18 protein-coding genes are annotated in these 22,087 nt (G+C 72.0%); 13 read left to right on the forward strand and 5 right to left on the reverse strand.

Features of this window, described 5'->3' with window-relative positions; translation table 11 throughout:
- Window positions 1–151 precede the first annotated feature (151 nt).
- The 9 genes from ABC304_RS08400 (at window position 152) to ABC304_RS08440 (ending at window position 13,215) form a co-directional block, all read left to right on the forward strand.
- On the forward strand, window positions 152–1,936 hold the full coding sequence (locus tag ABC304_RS08400) for an ABC transporter substrate-binding protein (RefSeq protein ID WP_412930149.1): 1,785 nt from the start codon (window positions 152–154) through the stop codon (window positions 1,934–1,936).
- Window positions 1,937–1,976: 40 nt separating this feature from the next.
- Window positions 1,977–3,821, forward strand: a complete 1,845-nt coding sequence (locus ABC304_RS08405) for an ABC transporter ATP-binding protein (RefSeq protein WP_412930151.1) — start codon at window positions 1,977–1,979, stop codon at window positions 3,819–3,821.
- Window positions 3,818–4,873 carry an ABC transporter permease gene (locus ABC304_RS08410; RefSeq protein ID WP_412930152.1) on the forward strand — a complete coding sequence of 352 codons (1,056 nt, stop codon included), beginning with the start codon at window positions 3,818–3,820 and terminating at the stop codon, window positions 4,871–4,873. The genes ABC304_RS08405 and ABC304_RS08410 overlap by 4 nt, the downstream gene beginning before the upstream one ends.
- Complete coding sequence (locus ABC304_RS08415) at window positions 4,870–5,829, forward strand: ABC transporter permease (RefSeq protein WP_412930153.1); 960 nt, start codon at window positions 4,870–4,872, stop codon at window positions 5,827–5,829. Before ABC304_RS08410 ends, ABC304_RS08415 begins: the two co-directional genes overlap by 4 nt.
- Before the next feature lie 13 nt (window positions 5,830–5,842).
- Complete coding sequence (locus ABC304_RS08420; RefSeq protein WP_412930154.1) at window positions 5,843–6,247, forward strand: PPOX class F420-dependent oxidoreductase; 405 nt, start codon at window positions 5,843–5,845, stop codon at window positions 6,245–6,247.
- On the forward strand, window positions 6,244–9,411 hold the full coding sequence (locus ABC304_RS08425) for a VPS10 domain-containing protein (RefSeq protein WP_412930155.1): 3,168 nt from the start codon (window positions 6,244–6,246) through the stop codon (window positions 9,409–9,411). The genes ABC304_RS08420 and ABC304_RS08425 overlap by 4 nt, the downstream gene beginning before the upstream one ends.
- Window positions 9,412–9,478: 67 nt before the next feature.
- Window positions 9,479–10,540, forward strand: coding sequence for an extracellular solute-binding protein (locus ABC304_RS08430; protein ID WP_412930156.1), 1,062 nt, complete (start codon window positions 9,479–9,481; stop codon window positions 10,538–10,540).
- A 9-nt stretch (window positions 10,541–10,549) separates the two neighbouring features.
- Entirely contained in the window at window positions 10,550–12,115 is a 1,566-nt protein-coding gene (locus ABC304_RS08435) for an ABC transporter permease (RefSeq protein ID WP_412930157.1), read from the forward strand.
- On the forward strand, window positions 12,112–13,215 hold the full coding sequence (locus ABC304_RS08440; RefSeq protein WP_412930158.1) for an ABC transporter ATP-binding protein: 1,104 nt from the start codon (window positions 12,112–12,114) through the stop codon (window positions 13,213–13,215). The genes ABC304_RS08435 and ABC304_RS08440 overlap by 4 nt, the downstream gene beginning before the upstream one ends.
- 9 nt (window positions 13,216–13,224) lie before the next feature.
- Here ABC304_RS08440 and ABC304_RS08445 read toward each other — a convergent pair whose 3' ends face one another.
- Genes ABC304_RS08445 through ABC304_RS08465 form a run of 5 tightly spaced genes read right to left on the reverse strand, consistent with a single transcriptional unit; the run spans window position 13,225 to window position 18,453 of the window.
- A complete protein-coding gene (locus tag ABC304_RS08445) occupies window positions 13,225–14,898 on the reverse strand; it encodes a DUF885 domain-containing protein (RefSeq protein ID WP_412930159.1) in 1,674 nt (557 codons plus the stop codon).
- Window positions 14,895–15,656, reverse strand: a complete 762-nt coding sequence (locus ABC304_RS08450) for an HpcH/HpaI aldolase family protein (RefSeq protein ID WP_412930160.1) — start codon at window positions 15,654–15,656, stop codon at window positions 14,895–14,897. Before ABC304_RS08450 ends, ABC304_RS08445 begins: the two co-directional genes overlap by 4 nt.
- A 60-nt stretch (window positions 15,657–15,716) precedes the next feature.
- Window positions 15,717–16,859, reverse strand: a complete 1,143-nt coding sequence (locus tag ABC304_RS08455) for a 3-hydroxyacyl-CoA dehydrogenase (protein ID WP_412930161.1) — start codon at window positions 16,857–16,859, stop codon at window positions 15,717–15,719.
- A gap of 45 nt (window positions 16,860–16,904) precedes the next feature.
- Window positions 16,905–17,654: an SDR family NAD(P)-dependent oxidoreductase gene (locus ABC304_RS08460; RefSeq protein WP_412930163.1), complete on the reverse strand. Its 750-nt coding sequence runs from the start codon at window positions 17,652–17,654 to the stop codon at window positions 16,905–16,907.
- A gap of 13 nt (window positions 17,655–17,667) precedes the next feature.
- Window positions 17,668–18,453, reverse strand: coding sequence for an SDR family NAD(P)-dependent oxidoreductase (locus ABC304_RS08465; RefSeq protein ID WP_412930164.1), 786 nt, complete (start codon window positions 18,451–18,453; stop codon window positions 17,668–17,670).
- A gap of 173 nt (window positions 18,454–18,626) precedes the next feature.
- Between ABC304_RS08465 and ABC304_RS08470 the strand changes: the two genes are divergently transcribed.
- From ABC304_RS08470 to ABC304_RS08485, 4 genes are read left to right on the forward strand one after another with little or no spacing between them, the layout of a single operon-like run.
- Window positions 18,627–19,589 (forward strand): VOC family protein, encoded by a 963-nt coding sequence (locus ABC304_RS08470; protein ID WP_412930165.1) that lies wholly within the window; start codon window positions 18,627–18,629, stop codon window positions 19,587–19,589.
- A gap of 41 nt (window positions 19,590–19,630) precedes the next feature.
- Window positions 19,631–20,386: an amino acid ABC transporter ATP-binding protein gene (locus ABC304_RS08475; RefSeq protein WP_459564423.1), complete on the forward strand. Its 756-nt coding sequence runs from the start codon at window positions 19,631–19,633 to the stop codon at window positions 20,384–20,386.
- Window positions 20,386–21,162: an amino acid ABC transporter permease gene (locus ABC304_RS08480; protein WP_412930166.1), complete on the forward strand. Its 777-nt coding sequence runs from the start codon at window positions 20,386–20,388 to the stop codon at window positions 21,160–21,162. The genes ABC304_RS08475 and ABC304_RS08480 overlap by 1 nt, the downstream gene beginning before the upstream one ends.
- Before the next feature lie 58 nt (window positions 21,163–21,220).
- On the forward strand, window positions 21,221–22,087 hold the full coding sequence (locus tag ABC304_RS08485) for an ABC transporter substrate-binding protein (RefSeq protein ID WP_412930168.1): 867 nt from the start codon (window positions 21,221–21,223) through the stop codon (window positions 22,085–22,087).

The following is a 22,087-nucleotide window of genomic DNA, read 5'->3' on the forward strand; positions in this document are numbered from 1 at the left end:
CTTGGCAAAGAGAAACCACGCGCAGTGTTGAGCGTGCGTTGTAGCGGTTCTGTAACGTGCCAGACCTTGCAGTGAAATATCCCGACGTCAAAGTGGACACATGTCCGCCGGCAACCGTCGGGTTCATGTCCCGCCCCTGAGAGGAAAGTCCATGCCTCACCGATCACGGTCAGCTCTGCTGGCCGCCGTCATCGCCGTCCCCGTCCTGCTGCTCAGCGCCTGCACGGCCCCCCAGGGTGGTGGAGGCGACGCCGACGTCGAGGCCACGACCGGCGGCACGCTGAAGCTCGCCGGCAACTCCGACGTGCTCTACCTCGACCCTGCGGCGGCCTACTCGGCGCCCGACTACCAGATCCACCGTGCGCTGACCCGCACGCTGTTCGCCCAGGTGCCCGGTCAGGGCGACACCGACGCGACCGAGATCGTCGCCGACCTGGCGACGGAGATCCCGACGCAGGAGAACGGCGGCATCTCCGAGGACGGCACGGTCTACACCATCGAGCTGCAGGAGGGCGTGGAGTTCGACGCGCCCAGCGGGGCCCGCGCCATCACCGCCGAGGACGTGGTGCTGGCCGCCAAGCGCATCTGCAACCCGGTCGCGCCCTCGAACGCGCTGTCGTACTTCACCGACACGATCGTCGGCCTCGCCGCCTACTGCGAGGGCTTCTCCGCCGTCGACCCGAGCGTCGACGCCATCAAGGCCTACGTCGAGGGCAACGACATCGCCGGCGTGCAGGCCACGGGGGAGCGGACCGTGCAGTTCACGATCACGCAGCCGGCCGCGGACTTCATCGACATCCTCGCGCTCGGCGTGTTCCTCGCGCCGCAGCCGGTCGAGTACCTCGACTACCTGCCCGACTCGCCCGAGCTGCGCCAGAACATCATCTCGTCCGGCCCCTACCGGATCGCCGAGTACGTTCCCGACCAGAGCTTCACCCTCGAGCGCAACCCGGTCTGGAAGGCCGACCTCGACCCCGTCCGCAAGGCGAACGTGGATGAGATCGACATCGCGATGGGTCAGGACGCCGCAGCCGTCCAGCAGCAGCTGGAGGCGGGCACCGTCGACATGCAGTGGGCCGACACCGTGACCCCGACCGCCTCCGTGCCGGCGCTGCTCAGCACGAACGACGAGCGCCTCGTGATCGGCGGCGACGGAGCGATCCGTCCCTACGTCGTCATCAACACGCTGAGCCCGAACGCCGACGGCGCGTACGGCAAGACCGCCGTGCGCCAGGCGCTCAACTTCGCCGTCGACCGCTCCGCCGTCCAGCAGATCCTCGGCGGACCGGGCCTGGCGGCCGTGGCGACGCAGATCCTGCCCCCCGAGGTGCTCGGCACCGAGCAGGCCAATGTGCTCGGCGTGCCCGAGGGCGGCGACCCCGCGAAGGCCAAGCAGATGCTCGCCGACGCCGGCTACCCCGACGGCGCCCCGGTGCGCCTGCTCTACCGCGAGACGGAGCCGTACGCCTCGATCGCCGCGGCCATGCAGCAGGACCTCCAGGCCGCCGGCTTCCAGGTGGAGATGAAGGTCACCACCCAGAACGCGTTCTACAGCGAGTTCCTGCTCAACCAGGACATCACCGAGGCCGGCGAGTGGGACATCGCCATCGCCGCGTGGAGCGCCGACTACTTCGGCGGCCGGCCGTACCTGGTGCCGATGCTGGACGGTCGCGGCTACGCCGCCGGCTCGCCCAACTTCGGCGGCTGGAACAACGAGGAGTTCAACGGACTCGTCGACGAGGCGCTCGCCGCAGCCACCCCGGAGGAGGCCAACGAGGCCTGGATCGCCGCCGACGCCGTCGCCACGGAGGACGCCGCGTGGATCCCCGTCACCTTCGCCCGCACGCCCGTGTTCCACTCGAGCCGCGTCGGCGGCTTCGAGTACCTGGCGTGGACGAAGAACGGCGACGTCACCAACGTGTTCATCAACGAGTGACCGACGCCCGATAGGGACCGTCCGATGAAGGAGATGCCACGTGCTGCTGAAAGTTGAAGATCTCGATGTGTCGTTCGACACGGGGGATGGGCGACTGCACGCCGTGCGTGGCATCTCCTTCGACCTCGACGAGGGGGAGACCCTCGGAGTGGTCGGGGAGTCCGGCTCCGGCAAGTCCGTGAGCACGCAGGCCATGGTCGGCCTGTCGAGCGGCGCGATCGTCTCCGGACGCGCGATCTTCGACGGGCGCGACCTCCTCACGATGAATGACGACGACCTCCGCGCCGTGCGCGGCCGGGGGATCGGGATGGTCTTCCAGGACCCGCTGTCGTCGCTGCATCCCCAGTTCCGCGTCGGCGCGCAGATAGCCGAAGCCATCCGCGTCCACGAGAAGACGTCGCCGCGGCTGTTGCGATCCCGGGTGATTGACGTGCTCGGCGAGGTGGGCATCCCGCACCCCGAGAAGCGCATCGACGACTTCCCCCACCAGTTCTCCGGCGGCATGCGCCAGCGCGTCATGATCGGGCTCGCACTCGCCCTGCGGCCTTCGCTGCTGATCGCCGACGAGCCGACGACGGCCCTGGACGTCACCGTGCAGGCCCAGCTGCTGGAGCTCATGAACTCCCTCCAGCGCGAGCACGGCACGGCCATCCTCATGATCACGCACGACCTCGGCGTCGTCGCCCAGGTCGCCGACCGGGTCATCACCATGTACGGCGGCCGCATCGTCGAGCGCGGCACACGCGCCGACGTGCTCGATCACCCGCATCACCCCTACACCCGCGGGCTCCTGGCCTCCGTGCCGCGTGTCGGATCGGAGCGGACCGTGCTGCAGTCGATCCCCGGGAATCCCCCCAGCCTCCTCATCGAGCAGCCGGGATGCCCCTTCGCCGCACGCTGCGCCCTCGTGCACGACGCGTGCCTGCACGGCTTCCCGGCCGAGAAGCCGGTGAGCGCCGGACAGCGCTCTGCCTGCGTCCTGCCGGCCTCCCACGCGACCCCCGTCGTCCTCCCCGTCGTCGAGGCTCCGCCCGTCGTCGCGGCCGCCGAGCGCGACCTGCTCGCCCGCATCGAGGACGTCCGCATCTCGTTCCCCGGTGCGCGCAAGGGCCTGCTCGGCCTGACCAGCGAGACGGTCGTCGCCGTGGACGGGGTGACCCTCGACATCCCCCGCGGCGGCACGCTCGGCATCGTCGGAGAGTCCGGCAGCGGCAAGTCGACCCTCGCCCGCGCGCTCACGGGACTCATCCCGCTGACCGGCGGCCGCGTGGAGTTCGAGGGCCGCGACATCTCGCGTCTCAGCCGCACGCAGCGACTCGCCCTGCGACGCGACGTGCAGATGGTGTTCCAGGACCCCTACGGCTCGCTCAACCAGCAGCGCCGGGTGGGCTCGATCATCGCCGACCCGCTCATCATCCACAGCGCCGTCCCGTCGTCGGGTCTGCGCCCGCGCGTGCAGGAGCTGATGGAGCTCGTCGGCCTCAACCCCGAGCACTACAACCGCTTCCCCGCCGAATTCTCCGGCGGGCAGCGCCAGCGCATCGGCATCGCGCGCGCGCTCGCGCTGAACCCCAAGCTCGTCGTGTGCGACGAGCCGGTCTCCGCGCTGGACGTGTCGATCCAGGCGCAGATCCTCAACCTGCTGAGCGCGCTGCAGTCCGAGCTCGGCCTGACCTACGTCTTCATCGCGCACGACCTCGCCGTCGTCGAGCACATCGCCGACACCGTCGCGGTGATGCACCGGGGCGTCGTGGTCGAGCACGGCACGGTCGAGGAGGTCTACCGCTCGCCCCGCGAGGAATACACGCGGGCCCTTCTCGCGGCGGCACCGGATCTCGAGACCACGCCCGCCCGCACGAACGACGGACGGGAGCGCCGCGCATGATTCCCCACGATCCCGCCGACCCCCGCGTCGAGGTGGAGCCCGCCGAGGAGGCGGGCATCATCGACCAGAACCCGGACTCCGGCCTGACGCTGCAGACCCCCGTCGCCGCGCGCAGCCCACTCCAGCTCGTCTGGAGCCGCCTCCGCCGCGACACCACGGCCATGGTGTCCGTCGCCGTGATCCTCCTCGTCATCCTGGCGGCCCTAGCCGCGCCGCTGATCGCGTCGTGGATCGGCCACGGCCCTGACGAGCAGTTCCGCGACGACGGACTGACGGAGTTCGGCACGCCGGTCGGGCCGAACGGGCAGTTCCTCCTGGGCACCGACAACCTCGGGCGCGACGTGCTGGTGCGCCTCGTCTACGGCGCGCAGGTGAGCCTCATCGTCGCGTTCGCCGCGACGCTCGGCGCGCTCGGCATCGGCACGATCGTCGGACTCGTCGCCGGCTTCCTCCGCGGCTGGGTCGACACGGTGCTCACCTGGCTGATGGACACGACCCTGAGCCTGCCGCAGCTGCTGTTCGCGATCTCGCTGGTCGCCCTCGTCGGCCCGTCGCTGGGCACGACGGTCGTGGTCATCGTGCTGTTCTCGTGGGCGCCGATCGCCCGCGTGGTCCGCGGCCAGGTGCTCTCGCTCCGGGAGCGCGAATTCGTCGAAGCCGCTCGATCGCTGGGAGCCTCCAACTGGCGCATCATGCGCGTGGACGTGCTGCCCAACCTGCTCGTGCCGATCCTCGTCTACGGCACCCTCCTGATCCCCCAGGCGATCGTCTTCGAGGCCACGCTGTCGTTCCTCGGACTCGGCGTGCTGCCGCCGACCGCGACGTGGGGCAACATGCTCTCGATCGCCTCGCAGGGCTCCCTCTACACGATCGCGCCATGGCTGGTGATCTTCCCGTCCGCGGCGCTGCTGGCCGTGACGCTCGCCTTCAACCTCCTCGGCGACTCGATCCGCGACGCCCTCGACCCGCGGCAGACGCTGTTCGCGGGTCGGCGCAGACTCGCGCGCAAGCGCGCGGCGCGCCGCGCGGCGAAGGCGGAGGCCCGCGCATGATCCGCTTCCTGAGCCGACGGGTCGTGTCCGGCATCCTGACCCTGCTCGCCATCAGCGCGATCATGTTCCTCCTCTTCTACGTCGCGCCCAACGACCCGGCGCGCACGATCGCCGGCGTGCAGGCGACGAACGACCAGGTCGAGCTGGTGCGGGAGCGCCTGGGCCTGGACCTGCCGATCGTCGAGCGCTACCTGCTCTACATGGGCGGCCTGCTGACGGGCGACCTCGGGTACTCCTTCTACAACCAGCAGCCGGTGCTCGAGTCGATCGTGCAGCGCCTGCCCGAGACCGCGTCCATCGCCGTCGGCGGGCTCGCGCTGGCGCTCCTGATCGGCGTCGGCATCGGCATCGGCGCCGCGCGCCGCCCGGGGTCGCTCCGCGACCGACTCAGCACCGTGTTCGTGCTCAGCGGTCTCAGCGTGCCGACCTTCGTCGTCGGCCTGCTCCTCCTCTACGTGCTGTTCTTCCAGCTCACCGTGCTCGGGCTGCCGATCTTCCCCGCCGCGGGCTATGTCGACCTCACCGAGAACCCGCTCGAATGGGCGCGCCACCTGCTGCTGCCGTGGATCACGGTCGGCTTCGTCTCCGCCGCGACGTACGCCCGCCTCACCCGCAGCCAGCTTGCCGGGGTGCTGGGCGAGGACTACATCCGCACCGCCCGCGCCAAGGGCCTCGCCGAGCGCAGCGTCGTCTACAAGCACGGCATGCGCAGCGCCCTGACGCCCGTGGTGACGCAGGTGAGCCTGGACATCGCCGTGCTGCTGGGCGGCCTGGTGGTGACGGAGCAGATCTTCGGGATCAACGGCATCGGCCGGCTGGCCATCCAGTCGGTGAACCGCGGCGACCAGCCGGTGATCATCGGCACGATGCTGCTGGCGTCGCTGTTCGTCGTGCTCTCCTCGATCCTGGTCGACATCGTCTACGCCGCCCTCGATTCGCGGGTGCGCGTCAAGTGACAGGAGCACGCCGATGACCGGTCTGACCGACGACGCCCGACGGCTGGCGAAGGGACGCAACTTCGCCTCGCTCACCACGCTCCGCAAGGACGGCTCGCCCACCGCGCAGGTGATGTGGGTGGACTGCGACGACGAGCACATCCTCATCAACACCGAGGTGCACCGTCTCAAGTACCGCCACATGCGGCGCGACGCGCGCGTGGCGGTGCTCATCATCGACCAGGAGAACCCGTACTCCTACGCGGAGATCCGCGGCGAGGTCGTCGAGTTCATCCTCGGCGCGCCCGCCCGTGCGCACATCGACGAGCTGTCGGAGAAGTACTTCGGCCGCCCCTACATCGCGGAGCAGATCGAGAGCGAACGCGTGATCTGCCGCATCCGCCCCGTCACCGCACCCGCAGGGAAGACCACCGCATGAGCCCCACCAGTCACGACGTCGCCACGCAGCTCGGCGACGCCGTCATCCACTGGCGCAGCGCCGGCCCGTCGCGGGGCGGCCGAGTCGTCGCCGTGGCGGGCGACCCGTCGGACCGCTCGCGGTTCTGGATGGGCGCCTGTTCGGGCGGCGTGTGGATGACCGACGACGCCGGGCAGTACTGGCGGCCGATGAGCGACGGCTTCCTCGAGACGGCGTCGATCGGAGCGATCGCCGTAGCGGAGTCGGACCCCTCGGTGGTGTGGGTGGGCACGGGCGAGTCCTTCGCCCGCAACAACGTCGTGCCCGGCGACGGCGTGTACCGCACCGTCGACGGCGGCCGCACCTGGCAGCACCTCGGGCTGGAGGCGACCAGGCACATCGCGAAGGTGCGCGTGCACCCGCGGGACGCCGACACGGCGTTCGTCGCGGCGACCGGCGACGTGTTCGGCCCGAATCCCGAGCGCGGCGTGTACCGCACGACCGACGGCGGCAGCACGTGGGACCTCGTGCTGCACGTCTCCGAGCGCGCCGGGGGCGCCGATCTGTCGATCGATCCCACGAACCCGCGCATCGTGTTCGCCTCCATCTGGCAGATGGTGCGGCATCCGTGGGACATCGTCTCGGGCGGCGAGGACTCGGGCCTCTGGCGCTCCGTCGACGGCGGCGACACGTGGGAGCGCATCTCCGACAACCCGGGCTTCGCGACGGGCCTGCTGGGCCGCATCGGCGTGACGGCCAGCCCCGCCCGCGCGGGACGCGTCTGGGCGCTCGTGGAGGCCATCGGCGAGCAGGGCGGCGTCTACCGCTCCGACGACGGCGGCCTCTCGTGGGAGCAGGTCTCCCAGGAGCGCTCCGTGCAGGGCCGGCCCTGGTACTACAGCCACATCATCGCCCACCCGACCGAGGCCGACACGGTGTGGAGCATGAACACGTGGGCCTGGCGCTCACGCGACGGCGGCCGCACCTTCCAGCAGGTGCAGACCCCTCACGGCGACAACCACGACCTGTGGATCGACCCCGCGGACCCGAGCCGCATGATCAACGGCAACGACGGCGGAGCGTGCGTCAGCGTCAACGGCGGCATGACGTGGTCCTCGATCTACAACCAGCCCACCGCGCAGTTCTACCGCTTCGACATCGACCACCGGTTCCCGTACGACCTCTACGCCACGCAGCAGGACAACTCCGGCATCCGCGCACCTTCCCGCTCGTGGAAGGGAGCCCTGCGCTGGCCCGATTGCGTGGAGCTCGGCGAGGCCGAGGCGGGCGACGTCGCCCTCGACCGCTCCGACCCCCGCTTCGTCATGCTCGGCGGTGCCGGCTTCGGTCACCCCGGGCCCCTGCTGCGGTTCGACCAGGTGACGGAGCAGGCGAGGGACGTCGCCGTGTGGCCCGAGTGCTTCATGGGCATCGGCGCGAGCGAGATGCGCCACCGCTTCGGCTGGACGTACCCGATCGAGTTCTCGCCGCACGAGCCGGGCGTGCTGTACGTCGCGGGGGAGCGGGTGTTCCGCTCGCCGGACGGCGGCATCACATGGGCGGCCATCAGCCCCGACCTGACCCGCGACGACCCCTCGAAGCAGCGTCCCACGGGCGGTCCCATCTCGGGCGACTCCACCGGCGCCGAGGTGTACTGCACGATCTACGCCTTCGCCGAGTCGCCGCTGACCGCCGGCGAGCTGTGGGTGGGCACCGACGACGGCCGCGTGCACGTCTCGCGCGACGGCGGCGGTGCCTGGACCGAGCTGCACGTGCCCGGACTGCCGGAGTGGGCGACCATCGCGCGCATCGAGCCGTCCGTCCATCGCGCCGGCACCGCCTATCTCGCGGCGCACGCGTACCGCATCCAGGACACGCGACCGCTCGTGTGGCGCACCGACGATTTCGGCGCGACCTGGGAGCCGATCATCGACGGGCTGCCCGACGGGGAGTGGGTCCGCAGCGTCCGCGAGGATCCGGTGTCGTCCGACCTCCTCTACCTCGCGACGGAGCGCCGCGTCCGGTTCTCGGTCGATCGCGGCGAGACCTGGGCCAGCCTGCGCGGCGACATGCCGTCCGTGCCGGTCTACGACATCAAGGTGCGCGACCACGAGCTCGTGGCCGGCACGCACGGCCGGGCGTTCTGGATCCTCGACGACGTCACCCCGCTGCGCGAGGCCGTCGGGACGGCGGACCAGCCCGCCGTGCTCTTCGCCCCTCCGCTCGTGCACCGCTACGCCACCCCCGACGGCTTCGACATGCCCGGCGAGGGGTCGTGGGTGGGAGGCTTCCCCGGTGTGCCGCTCGGCGGCGCGACCTTCACGCGACGGAAGAACCCCGACGGCACGGTCGAGTCCGTGTGGCTCGACGGGGGCAGGAACCCGCCGAACGGTGCGCAGCTGATCTACCGGCTGGCAGAGGCCGCCGAGACGGTGACGCTGTCGGTGACGGATGCCGCGGGCACCGTCCTGCGGACGTTCTCGTCGACGGCGCCGGCCGACCGCGACCTCGGCCCCGCAGAGCTCCTCTCCCGCGACGCCGGCACCCACGCGTTCCTCTGGGACCTCCGCGTCGAGCCGGCGCTCACCGCACCGCGCGACGGCTCCTCGCGCGCGGTGATCCACCCCGGACCGCGGGTGCCCCCGGGCACCTACACCCTCACGCTCGACGACGGCGCACACCGTCTCACCCGTGAGCTGACGGTCGTGCGCGATCCGCGCGGGATCGCCGACGACGCGGATCTCGAGGAGCAGTACCGCCTCCTGACCCGCATCCGAGACCTGCTCGGCCGGATCGGCGACGGCATCGGCTGGAGCGACGCCGCCCACACCGCGGTGAGCGATCTGGCGGAGCGCGTCGGCGACGGCGAGCTCGGTGAGCGTCTGTCGAGCGTGGCCGCCGCGATCGATGCCGAGCGCCGGGTGCTGACCAACCCGGGTCTGCAGAACCACAACGACGCGCTCAAGATGCCGGCGGGACTCGACCAGAAGATCGTGCTGCTGCCGGAGATCGTCGTCGAGCTGTCCGACACGCGGCCGGTGCCGGGCGTGTACGAGGTGCTCGACCGCTTCGAGGCGGAGGCGGATGCCTCGCTCGCCCGTCTCACGCAGCTCCGCACCGCCGACATCCCGCAGCTGGAGGCCGCGCTGCGCGCGGACCCGGCGTTCACCCTCATCGCCCCCTGACACCCGGGCGCGCTGCGCGTCCTTCCTCACCCGACGGCTCGGCCGTCACCCCACCGGAGTTCCCCGCATGCGCACGTCCCGCCTCACCGTCATCCTGCTCGCCGCCTCCCTCGCCCTCACCGGGTGCGCGGCCGGCACCACCGCGGACGGCGCGGCGGTGCCGGGAGCGACGCCGGGCGGCGACGCGGCGACGGGCGACGGCCCGGACCTGGTCGTGTACGTCGGGCGCAACGAGGACCACGTGCGCCCCCTCGTCGAGGCGTTCGAGGAGAGCACGGGGCTCGAGGTCGACGCCCGCTACGGCAGCACCGGCGAACTCGCCACCACGATCCTGCAGGAGGGCGGCACCTCGCCCGCCGATCTGTTCTTCACGCAGGACCCCGTCTACATCGGAGCCGTCGCCGCGGCCGGCCTGCTCGCGACGCTCCCGGCCGACGTGCTCGAGATGGTCCCCGCGGGGATCTCCGGAGCCGACGGCGACTGGGTGGGCGTCACCGCGCGACGGCGCGTGCTCGCCTACGACCCCGCGCAGACCCCGGATGCGCAGCTGCCCGCCTCCGTGTTCGAGCTGACCGGCGAGCCCTGGCGGGGACGGGTGGGCGTCTCGCCCACCCACAGCTCCTTCGTCTCGTTCGTCGCGGCGATGGTCGCGATGCGCGGCGAGGACGAGACCCTGCGCTGGCTCGAGGGCCTCGCCGCCAACGATCCGCAGATCTTCGACGGCAACGAGGAGCAGCTGCGGGCGATCGCGGCGGGCGATCTCGACACCGGGCTCGTCAACCACTACTACGTGCACCGCCTCGTCGCCGAGGATCCGGCCTTCCCCGTTCGCAACCACTCCTTCGCCGCGGGCGATCCGGGCGACGTCGTGATGCCGACGACGATCGGCGCACTCGCCGCCGGCGCCCACCCCGAGACGGCGGTCGACTTCGTGCGCTTCCTGCTGTCCGAGGACGCCCAGCGCCACTTCCTCGAGGAGGTCGGGGAGTACCCGCTCGCGGACGGCGTCGGCACGCCCGAGGGCGAGCGGCCCCTCGATCCGGCGCTCATCCGCGACATGCGCCTTCCGGAGGTGGCCGGCAATCTCGACGTCGCCACCGACCTCATCGCCCGCTCGGGGCTCATCTAAGCCGGCCTGATGAGGAGCGCGCTCGGCCGGACGGCCACGATCCTCGCGGTCGTCATCGTCGCCGGGCTGTCGGTCCCCCCGCTGATCGTGCTCGTCGTGCAGGCGTGGCTCGGGCGTTCCGCTCCCACCGTGCCGGCATCCCGGCTGGTCGAGCTCCTCGGCAACACCCTCGTCCTCACGGCGCTCGTGGTCGTCGTCTCGACCGTGCTCGGCACCGCGACGGCGCTGTTGACGCGGCGTACGTCTCTGCCCGGCCGTCGCGTCTGGTCGGTGCTGGTCTGCGTGCCGCTGGTGCTCCCCGCCTACGTCTTCGCCGTGGCCCTCTCGGGCATGCTGGGCGGCGGCGGCGTGCTGACCGGCTGGCTCGCCCCGTTCGGGGTGGACCGGCTGCCGCCTGCGACCGGACTGTGGGCGGCGACAGCCTGCCTCGCCATCGTGGGCGTGCCGATCGTCCACACCCTCGTGGGCGCGGCGCTGGCGCGACAGGACCCCGCACTCCGCGACAGCGCCCGCCTGCTCGGCGATGGGCCGATCCGGGTGTTCGCGCGGGTGACGCTGCCGCACCTCCGCGGCACCCTCGCACTGGCCGGGTGCGTCGTCGCGCTCTACGTCGTCTCCGACTTCGGCGCCGTCTCGATGCTCCGCTACGACACGTTCACCCGCGCCGTCTACGCGCAGTTCCGCGGCCGGGTCGATCTCGCTCCGGCCTTCGCGCTGTGCGGGGTGCTGGTGCTCGTGGCACTAGCGCTCATCGTCGCCCAGGTGGTGCTGCGGGGCCGTGAGCGCGCCGTCGCCGCACGGGCGCGGCGGATGGCACCGGCGGCGACGGGCCGCGGGGTCGCCCTCGCCGGCACGGCCCTGCTGGCGGTCGTCGTGCTGTGCTCGACGGTGCTGCCGTTGGCGACGCTGGCCACCTGGGCGGCGCGGGGCCTGGCGAACGGCGTGCAGCCCGGACCGGTGCTCGCCGAGGCGGGCAACGCCCTGTACTTCGCCCTGCTCGCGGGGGCGGTCACGACGGCGCTCGCGGTGCCGGTGGCGCTCGTCGCGCGCGGGCGCTCGCCGCTCGCCCGCATCCTCGACGGCCTGCCGTGGGTAACCCACTCCCTCCCGCACCTGGCTGTCGGGCTGGCGGTGCTGGTGCTGTCGCTCGCCGGACCACGAGCGCTCTACCAGTCGACGACCACGCTCGTCCTGGCGTACGCGGTGCTCTTCCTCCCACTGGCGCTCGGTCCCCTGGTGATCGCGCTCCGACGGATCGACCAGCGACTGATCGAGGTCTCCCGCACGCTCGGCGACGGGCCGGCGCGGACGGGGCTGCGCGTCGTGGCGCCACTGGTGCGGCGGTCGGCGCTGGTGGGCGCGGCCCTGGTGTTCTTCGCTGCGCTGCACGAGCTTCCGGTCACCCTCCTGCTGCGCCCGACGGGGTCGGAGACGCTCGCCATCCGCGTCTGGGGAGCGATCGTGGAGGGGCAGTACACGACCGCCAGCATCGCCGCGCTGCTCATGGTCGCCCTGAGCGTTCCCCTGCTCGCGCTGCACGAGCGGTCGGCGGCGCGCGCCGCGTTGTCGGCGTGAGCGGCTCCGTGGGCGTCGCCCGCCTGACCGGCGCCCCCGCGCTGGTGGCGCGCGGGCTCGTGCGCCGCTACGGCGATCGGGTCGCGGTCGACCACGTCGACGCGGAGGTCGGTCAGGGCGAGATCGTGGCGCTGGTGGGGCCGTCCGGGTGCGGCAAGTCCTCGACGCTCCGCATCATCGCGGGACTGGATGCCGCGGCCGCCGGCACCGTCGATGTCGCCGGTGTGCGCGTGACCGGCGGTCGGCGCCCCGTGCCGCCGGAGGCCCGAGGGGTGGGCATGGTGTTCCAGGACGACGCGCTGTTCCCGCACCTGAGTGTCGCCGCGAACGTCGGATACGGCCTGCGTCGTGGACGGTCGCGCGAGATCGTCGACGCCCTGCTCGACATGCTCGGCATCGCGTCGCTGGCCGCGCGCCTGCCGCACGAGATCTCCGGCGGCGAGGCGCAGCGCGCCGCCCTCGCGCGCACGCTCGCCGCCCGCCCGGGACTGGTGCTCCTGGACGAGCCGTTCGCGCACCTCGACGCCTCGCTGCGCGAGCAGGTGCGCGGCGACATGATCCGCGCGCTGCGGCGCACCGGCAGCGCAGCCCTGCTCGTCACGCACGATCAGGCGGAAGCGCTCGCCGTCGCCGACCGTGTGCTGGTGATGCGCGACGGACGCATCCGTCAGGCGGGCACGCCGCGCGAGGTGTACGACCGTCCGGCGGATGCCTTCGTCGCGGGGTTCATCGGCCGGTCCGTCCTGCTGCCGGTGCAGGTCGGCGCCGGGCCGTCGGCCCGCAGCGCGCTGGGCGAGCTGGCGGTCGCTCCGGGCACCCCCGCCGGGGAGCGCCTCGCCGTGCTGCGCCCCGAGACGCTCGCACTGGTCCAGCCCGGGACGGGCGGTCGATCGGGGACCGTCGTGGGCGCGAGCTTCCGCGGCGCCGACGAGCTGCTGCGCGTGCGGCTCACGCCGCGGGCGGGGGAGACCGCGGGCATCGAGGTCGAGGTCACGTCAGCCGCGCAGCACGGCCTCGGCGACGAGGTGGCCGTCGCGGCGGTGCGGCCGGCGGCGACGGTGCGCGCCGACGGCGCGCCCGACCCGGTCGGGGGCGGATGACGCGGCGGGTCAGTCCGCGAGCAGCAGGTCGCGCAGCGGGCCGAGCCCCATGGGGCCGAGGGCGAGCGCGTCGCGGTGGAAGTCGCGCAGCGGTGCGTCGTCGCCGTGACGGGCACGCCACGCCGTGCGCGCGTCGACCCACAGCTTGGCGCCGACCTTGAAGGCGAGTGCCTGACCGGGGATGCCGAGGTAGCGGTCGACCTCGAACCGGGCCAGATCGGGCTCGACGAAGGCGAACTCCTCCAGGAACTCCCGCGCGAGCTGCGGCGTCCACCGCGTCTGATCGGTGAGCGGGGTCGCGGGCACGGGCCAGCCGGTGTGCATGCCGATGTCCGCCACGATCCGCACCGCGCGCCAGATCTGACCCAGCACCATGCCGAGACGCTCGGCGTCGTCGCGGATGAGGCCGAGCTCGTCCGACAGTCCCTCCGCGTAGTGCGCCCATCCCTCGGCGTAGCCATGCACCTCGCACAGGTAGCGCTGCCAGGGGTGCAGGTCGGCGTTGGCGCGGTTGACCGTGTGCTCGAGGTGGTGTCCGGGCAGTCCTTCGTGGTGGACGCTGGAGACCTCGTGCCACGTGGCGGCGAAGGGCACGCCGCTGGGGATGGTCCAGACGATGCGGCTCGGCACCCGGGAGTTCGGGGGTGCCGGTGTGTAGTACACCACGCCGCTCGAGGCCTGGGACACCAGGCAGTCGACGTCGGCGATCGTCGGGGGCAGGTCGAAGGCGACGCCCTGCAGCGCCCGCGTGGTCTCGTCGACGCGCTGCCGGAGCCACGCGGTGATCGCGGGGACGCCCTCGAGGCGGTAGCGGGGATCCTCGTCGAGCAGCGCGCCCGCCGACCTCACGAGGTCGGTGCCGGTACCGCCGAGCCGCGACGCCAGATCGCGCGACTGGGCGACCAGCCGCTCGAGCTCGCTCCACCCGTAGGCGTAGACCTCCCGGAGATCGACCGGGGTCCCCAGCATGCTCGCCACCATGGCGGGGTAGACGTCCTCGCCCATCGCGTCCTCCTCGGGGGCGTCGGCCCGGAGGTCGTCCCGCAGAAAGCGGGACAGGCGCGTCAGCGCCTCCGCCATCTCGCGCGCGGCGCGGTCGGCGCGCGCGGAGGCGGCGGGGGAGAGGCCCTCGTCGCGGGGGATGCGACCGAAGTAGTCGGTGGCCACCCAGCCCTCCACCTGCTGGGCGAGGAGGTCGATCTGCCGCACGGCGGCGACGCCCGTGCCGGTGAACCGACCCCGACGTCCGAGCTCCTGGGCGCGCTCGAGCGCGCGGATGTAGTCGTCGACGGATGCCGGTGCCGCCTCCAGTCGCTCGAGCACGGCCATGCCGGCCTCGTCGTCGGAGATCGGGAGCCCCTCGATGCTCTCCAGGATGAGGTGGACGGGGCTCGCGAGGCCGGCCACCATCCGCGGTGTGAAGCCGGTGTCGTAGAAGCCGCGGTCGCTGGCGAGCCGCTCCGTCATCGCCGAGCGGAGCACCGCGTCGCCGGCGTCCGCGGGCAGGTCGGCCAGGCGGCGCAGGGTCTCGCCCTGCAGCGCGTAGCGCTCCTCGAGCCACTCCGGCGAGAGGTCGGCGAGCGGGCGGCTCGGCCGCTCGCCGAGGGCCTGGGCGGCGGCGGGCTCGTGCGCGGCCAGCGCGCGGACGTACTCGTCGGCGATGCGGCGGACGGTATCGGTCATCGGTTCTCCTCCGGGCGGCGGGCTGCGCCGCGGGTGTCGGCGACGAGCGCGGTGCCCGCGGCCGTGATGAGCTGGGTGTCGACCGCGACGGCCACCCAGGTGAAGCCGCGCCCCAGCAGGGCGTCCGCGGCATCCCGCCCACCGGCGAAGGCTCCCGCGACGGTTCCCGCGGCGCGGCACGCCGTCACGATGCGGTCCAGCGGGTTGCCGGGCGTGCGGTCGGCGAGGAGATCCGCCACGTCCATCCCGAGCGCGATCGAGAGGTCGAACGGGCCGACGAACACGATGTCGACCCCGGGGGCGGCGGCGATCGCGTCGACGTCGGCGACGGCGGCGGGGGTCTCGACCATCACCGCGCACGAGACACGTGCGTTCGCCTCGGCGGGGGGCACGGTGGGCTCGCCGCGGTAGGCGGCCAGCGGCCCCCACGAGCGGGTCCCCTCGGGCGCGTAGCGGCATGCGGATGCCGCAGTGGCGGCCTCCGTGGCATCCTGCACCATCGGCACGATGACGCCGGCTGCTCCCGCGTCGAGGGCTCGTCCGATGAGGGCGGGCGTGTTCGCACTCACCCGGACGTGCACGGGCACGGATGACGCGGCCGGGACGGCGGCGATCACGCCGGCGTCGTCGTACAGGCCGTGCTGCGAGTCCAGCACCACCCAGTCGGCGCCGACCCGCGACATCAGCGATGCCGCCGCGGGGGTGCCGAGCATCGACCAGGCGCCGATCTGAACGGAGGATGTCGCGTCGGTGCTCACAAACGGTCAGTCTACGCCCGCCTGGAGCGCCCATTGCTACGGTGTGAGCCCGTCCGAACTTTACAGACGCACCGACGAGACCCGGGATACCCGTCCGACGTCGGGTGCCTTCGCCTCCGCGCCCCCGTCGTGTGCCGAACGGTCGCGATGCCCCGACGGAGCGGTGGCCGGCCTCTCCGTGCCGTCGGCCGCTGCATCGTGCGCGGGGGCTGCGGCCGGAGCAGGTGCCAGCGGGTTGGTGAAGCCCCGCAGCAGGGAGGACAGCCGGATCATGGCACGGTCGCGCTCGCGCACGTTCTCCTCCCAGGCGGCGTGCGGCAGGCGTGCCTCGATCTCGGTCGCGACGTGCTCGACAGTCTCGGGGGTCCAGGGATTCTCGGCCGCCCGCTCGATGCCGATGCGCGCGTAGATGGGCCCGAGCACCTCCGCATGGCGGCGCAGGCCACCGCGGGTGTTGAGCTCGCTCGTGGTGAAGGGACCGATGACCGACCACCGCAGGCCGAGCCCCTCCCGTACCAGGGTGTCGAGGTCGGCCGGCGAGACCACCCCGTCGCGCACGAGGCAGTACGCCTCGCGCAGCAGCGCTCCCTGCAGACGGTTGAAGGCGAACCCCTCGATCTCCTGGTGGAGGACGATCGGCGTGATGCCGACCCGGCGCATCAGGGCGCTCGCCGCGGCGACCGTCTCGTCGGACGTGAAGGCGGCCGGGACGATCTCGGCGATGCGGAGGATGTAGGGCGGGTTGCCGGGGTGCACCACGACGCAGCGGTGGCGGCCGGGGAGGCCGTCGGCGAAGCGAGAGGCCATGATCGTCGAGGTGGAGCTGGCCAGCACCGCGGCCGGGTCGGCGAGCCGGTCCATCTCGGCGAAGAGCGCGAGCTTGACGTCGACGTCTTCGACGACGCACTCCTGCACGAACGCGGCACCGTCCAGGGCCTCCGCCAGCGTGTCGGTGACGGCCACCCGCGAGATGGCCTCGCCGGCGTCCTCCTCCAGCAGGCCGGCGCCGGAGAGCTCGTCCAGCTTCGAGCGCACCTCCGCGATCGCGCGGGAGCGCACCGTCGCGTTCGCCTCGTAGAGGCGCACCCGCACGCCGGCGGCCGAGAACAGGACGGCCCAGGCGACGCCGATCCCGCCGGCGCCGATGACGGCGACGGCGTCGGCCGCGGGGCCGGGTGACGCAGGGCGGGAGGGTGAGGTCATGGAGGCGTCCGATTCGCAGGTCGTGCTCGTGGCGGCGGCACCGCGTCAGCGGATGTAGCTCGCGCCGTTCAGGTCGAGGGTGGATCCGGTCAGGCTGGGGCAGCGGTCGCTCGCCAGGAAGGCGGCGAGCTCGGCGATCTCCTGCGCGTCGACGTGGCGGCCCATCGCGAGGCCGTCCGCGACCGCGCGGATCTCGTCCTCGTCGCGGTCCACCGTGCCCATGCCGGTGCCGACCGGACCGGGGGCGAGGGTGTAGACGCGCACGCCGTCGCGCGCCGTCGCGCGGGCGAGGGTCTGGGCGAAGTTGCGGAGCGCGGCCTTCGAGGCGGCGTAGGCGCCCAGATCGGGCAGGCGCGATCCCTGCTCGGCCGCCCAGCTCGAGATCGCGATGATCGATCCCGACCCCCGTTCGGCGAAGTCGGCGGCGGCGGCGCGCATCAGGGTCGAGGCGGCGACGACGTTCGTCTGCAGCGACCGCTGCCAGCCGTCGTCCCACTCGTCGTCGGCGGCGTCGAGGGCGGTCGATGCGAGGGCGGCCGCGTTGACGACGAGGGTGTCGATGGATGCCGCGTCCCGCGCGCGCCGCCAGAGATCGCGTGCCGCGTCCGCGTCGGACAGGTCGGCGTCGAGCAGGTGGGCGAATCCGCCCGGGACCGCCGCCTCCGCTTCGGCGCGACGTCGGCGATAGGTGCCGACGACCGCAGCGCCCTCGCGGGCGAAGGTCGCGGCCAGCGCCGTGCCGATGCCCCCCGAGACGCCGGTGATGAGCGCGGTGCGCCCCGCGAGCGAGGTCATGATCCCGCCCTCCTCACGACAGGCCGCCGTCGACGGGCAGCAGGTGCCCGGTGATGGCCGCAGCCAGCGGGCTGGAGAGGAAGAGCACGGCGCCGGCGACGTCATCGGGAGTGGCCAGTCGCTGCAGGGCCGTCGCCGAGGCCGACGACGCCAGCGCCTCGTCGCGCGTGCGGCCCGTGGCATCCACTCTGCTGTCGATGCGCGAGAGGAGCGCCTCGGTCGCCACCGGGCCCGGCGCGACGGCGTTGACCCGGATGCCGCGGGAGCCCAGCGCCAGGGCTGCGGAGCGGACGATGCCGAGCACCGCGTGCTTGCTCGCGACATAGGAGAGGAGGTGCGCGTCGCCCTTCCAGGAGTTGAGCGAGCCGATGGCCACGACGGTGGAGCCGTCGGGCATGCCGGGGACGACCGTCTTGAGCGACACGACGATCCCCCGGGTGTTCACGCGCTGGACGCGGTCGAAGTCGTCGAGGTCGATGTCCTCGGGGGAGTGCCAGGACGGCACGACGCCCGCGGCGGCCACGAGACCGTCGAAGGGCCCGTCGTGAGCGACCAGATCTGCGACCGCCTCGCGCATCGCGCGCTCGTCGGCGACGTCGGCGGCCCGCGCGGGCCAGGGGCCGGCCGTCTCGGGCTCGCCCAGGTCGATCACGGCGCCGTGCGCACCGTGGGCGGCGAGCAGGCCGACGACCGCCGCGCCGATGCCGCGTGCGCCGCCGGTGACGAGGAACCGCCGGCCGGTCAGCAGGCCCGCCGGTCCGACGGGCTCGCTGCCCGTCGTCTCTGCGCCGTCGATCACGATGGCTCCCTCCTCGGATTCGTCAAACTGTACGATATGCGAACGAACTATCGCAATACGAACGATAGTGTGCGTATTGCGGACATTTGTTCGTTGTGCAAACATCGCTTCAACGCGATCGGCCCCTGCCGATGCGAGCGGCCCGCACGTGCCGCAGCTCGATGGGAGATGGAATGAGCCGACCGGACCACCAGTTCGGCACCCTGCTGGGCCTCGACCACATCGGGGTCGGGGTGTCCGACATGGACGCGTCCGTCCGCTTCTACGCGGGACTCGGATTCGTCGACGTGGTGTTCGACCACACCGGCGACCTGGGCGGCCTCGCGCAGGTCACGGGCCACGCGACCACCCGCGCGCGCGTGGTGTATCTGCGCAGCGCGACGCCGACCGTGCTGGGCCGTTCGGGCATCAAGCTCGTGCAGATCCTCGACCGCCCGCAGCCGCCTCTTCCCGACGGCTTCGCCTACGGCGAGCCCGGGGTGTGCGAGGTCTGCATCCACGTGAAGGACTACGAGGAGTTCCACGACGGCCTCGTCCGCTCCGGCCACACCGTCCTGATGGACCCCAACGACCAGATCCTCGAGCCCTACGACACCCACTGCGGCCTCTCCTATGTGGAGGATCCCGACGGGGCGAAGATCGAGTTCATCGAGTGGCGTTCGCTGGAATCCGGCTGGCCGCATCCCAGCGGTCCGCAGGGCGTGAACCACGTCGCCTTCGGCGTCGGCAGCTCCGCGCGGACGGAGGAGTTCTACCGCTCCCTCGGCTTCACCTCGAAGCTCTTCGACATGGAGGGCGTCAACGAGCCCATGAACCCGTGGTTCGAGGCCGTCGGCCGCACGCCGCCCAGCCAGCGCATGATGCTCCTGATGAGCCCGCACGGCGGCTCGCTCGAGCCCGTGCAGCAGGACCCGGCCGGCCCCGACATGCGCGGCGAGTGGGGCCACCTCGGCACCTTCGAGTTCTCTCTCGGCGCCCGCAACCTCGACCTGGCCGTCGCGCACCTCGGGGAGCTCGGCGTGGAGCTCGTCGGAGAGCCGGTCGACATCGATCTCGGCGGCGGCCGGAGCTGGCGGTACGCCTACTTCCGCGACCCGGACGAGCTGTACGTGAGTGTGACGGAGGTCAGGGCATGAGGACGAGGGCATCGGCAGCGGCATCCCCCACGGGGGCCGTCGTGGACACCCCCATCATCCGGCTGCGGGGGGTGAACAAGTCCTTCGGGAAGACGCAGGTGCTGCACGACATCGACCTGGAGATCGAGCGCGGCCAGCACGTGGTGCTCTTCGGGCCCTCGGGCTCGGGCAAGTCCACCGTGCTGCGCAGCATCAACCTCCTCGCCGAGCCCGACTCCGGCTCGCTCCAGGTCGACGGCGTCGAGTACGGACCGGGACTGCCCGGTGAGGCGGGTGTGCGCCGCGGCGGACGCCTGGCCCTCCGCCGCAAGGTCGGCATGGTGTTCCAGCAGTTCAACCTGTTCCCGCACCTGTGCGCCCTCGACAACGTCGGTCTGCCGCTGCGCAAGGTGCACGGCATGGGCCGTCAGGAGGCACGCGATGCCGCGGCCGTCGCCCTGCGGCAGGTCGGTCTGCTCGACAGGGCGGGCAACTACCCCGCCGAGCTCTCGGGCGGTCAGCAGCAGCGCGTCGCGATCGCCCGCGCGCTGGCGCTCGAGCCGGAGGTCATCCTCTTCGACGAGCCGACGTCGGCCCTCGACCCCGAGCTCGTGGGCGAGGTGCTCAAGACGATGCGCCTGGTTGCCGAGACGGGGATGACCATGGTCGTCGTCACCCACGAGATCGGCTTCGCCAAGGAGATCGGCGATCTCAACGTGTTCATGGAGGACGGCCGCATCGTCGAGACCGGACCCCGAGGCTTCTACGAGAACTGCTCGAGCGACCGCGCTCGCGAGTTCCTCCGGGCGGTGATGTGATGTCGATCCTCGACTACGACTGGGGCCTGATCTGGGACAACCGGGACGCTCTCCTGGGCGGACTGTGGACCGCGGCATCCGTCGCCATCGTCGGCCTGCTGATCTCCCTCGTCTTCGGGCTCCTCCTGGCCGTCCTGCGCTCCGGTCCGAAGCCGGTCGCCTGGATCGCGCTGGCCTACATCAACATCTTCCGCGGCGTGCCCGCCCTCGTCAGCGTCATCTGGGTCTACTTCGGCCTGGCCCTGCTGCTCGGCGTACGTTTCACCGTCTTCCAGGCGGGCGTCATCGCGCTCTCGCTGCTCTACAGCGCGTTCTTCGCGGAGATCTTCCGCTCGGCCCTGCAGGCCGTGCCCCCGGGGCACACCGAGGCCGGCTGGGCGCTGGGCATGCGCACCGTGCAGATCTTCTTCTCCGTCACCCTGCCGCAGGCGGTGAAGATCGCTCTGCCCAACATCGGCAGCATGTTCATCGGCATGGTCAAGGACACCTCGACCTTCACCGTGATCGGCCTGCTCGAGGTGGTGCGCGTCACCCAGAACCTGGTCGCGACGACCTTCCAGCCGTTCGTGCTCTACACGGCCGCGGCCATCATCTACGTGCTGGCGGCCTTCGCGATCGACCTCATCTTCCGTCTCATCGAGGGCGCCTACGTGCGGCCCCCGCTCGGCTTCATCGGCCGCTGGCTCCGGTCGCGGCAGCAGCGCGAGATCGCCCGCGTCGTGGAGCGTCTGCGCACCGCGTCGCCGCTCACCGTCCCGATGTCCGCCGTGAAGTGACACGGCTACCGACCCCGCACCACCTCCGCATCCCGAAATCACACGAATGGAGATCACCGTGAACGCACGATTCAGCAAGAAGCTGCGGCTGCCGCTCATCGCGGCCGTCGCGGCAGCAGCCCTCGCACTGACCGCCTGCGGCGGCGGGTCGACCGCGGCACCGGAGGGGTCGGCTGCGGCCGGAGGCGACGCGGCCTCCAGCAGCGACGGGCTCATGACCCCGGGTACGCTCGTGGTCGGCATGAACCTGCAGTACAAGCCGCAGATGTTCCTCGATGGGGACACGCCCAGCGGCTACGACGTCGACCTGCTCAACGCGCTGGCCGACGACATGGGCGTCAAGCTCGAGATCCAGAACCTCGACTTCAACGGACTCATCCCGGGCCTCCAGGCGAAGCAGTTCGACATGGTCTCGGTCGGTCTCGGAGCCACGGACGAGCGCAAGAAGGTCATCGACTTCAGCCGCGGATACGTGCCCTACGCCACGATCCTCGGCGTGAAGCCGGGCTCGACGCGCGGCAACACCGTCGACGACTACAACCAGGCGGGCGTCGTCATCACGGCTCTGCAGGGGTCGACCTCGGAGACCCTCGTCAAGGACACCTTCCCGAACGCGACGGTCTCCTCCTTCCCCGACCAGAACGCCGCTCTGCTGGAGGTCGCTTCCGGTCGCGCCGACGCGACGGTCGTGGAGGACTACATCCTCGCGGAGTTCGACCGGTCGAACTCCGGACAGCTGGAGGTGCTCGACCTCGACGAGCCGCTGAGCCTCTACTACGGCGCGTGGGGCGTCCAGAAGGACAACTCCGCCCTGACCGAGAAGCTCGACGCTTTCCTGTGCAAGGCGCAGGACGACGGCACGCTGGAGGAGCTGTACACGAAGTGGATGGCGCCGACCATGCCCGCCATGCCGGACGGCTGCTGA

The organism is Microbacterium jepli (genome assembly GCF_047237905.1).
Lineage (GTDB): Bacteria > Actinomycetota > Actinomycetes > Actinomycetales > Microbacteriaceae > Microbacterium.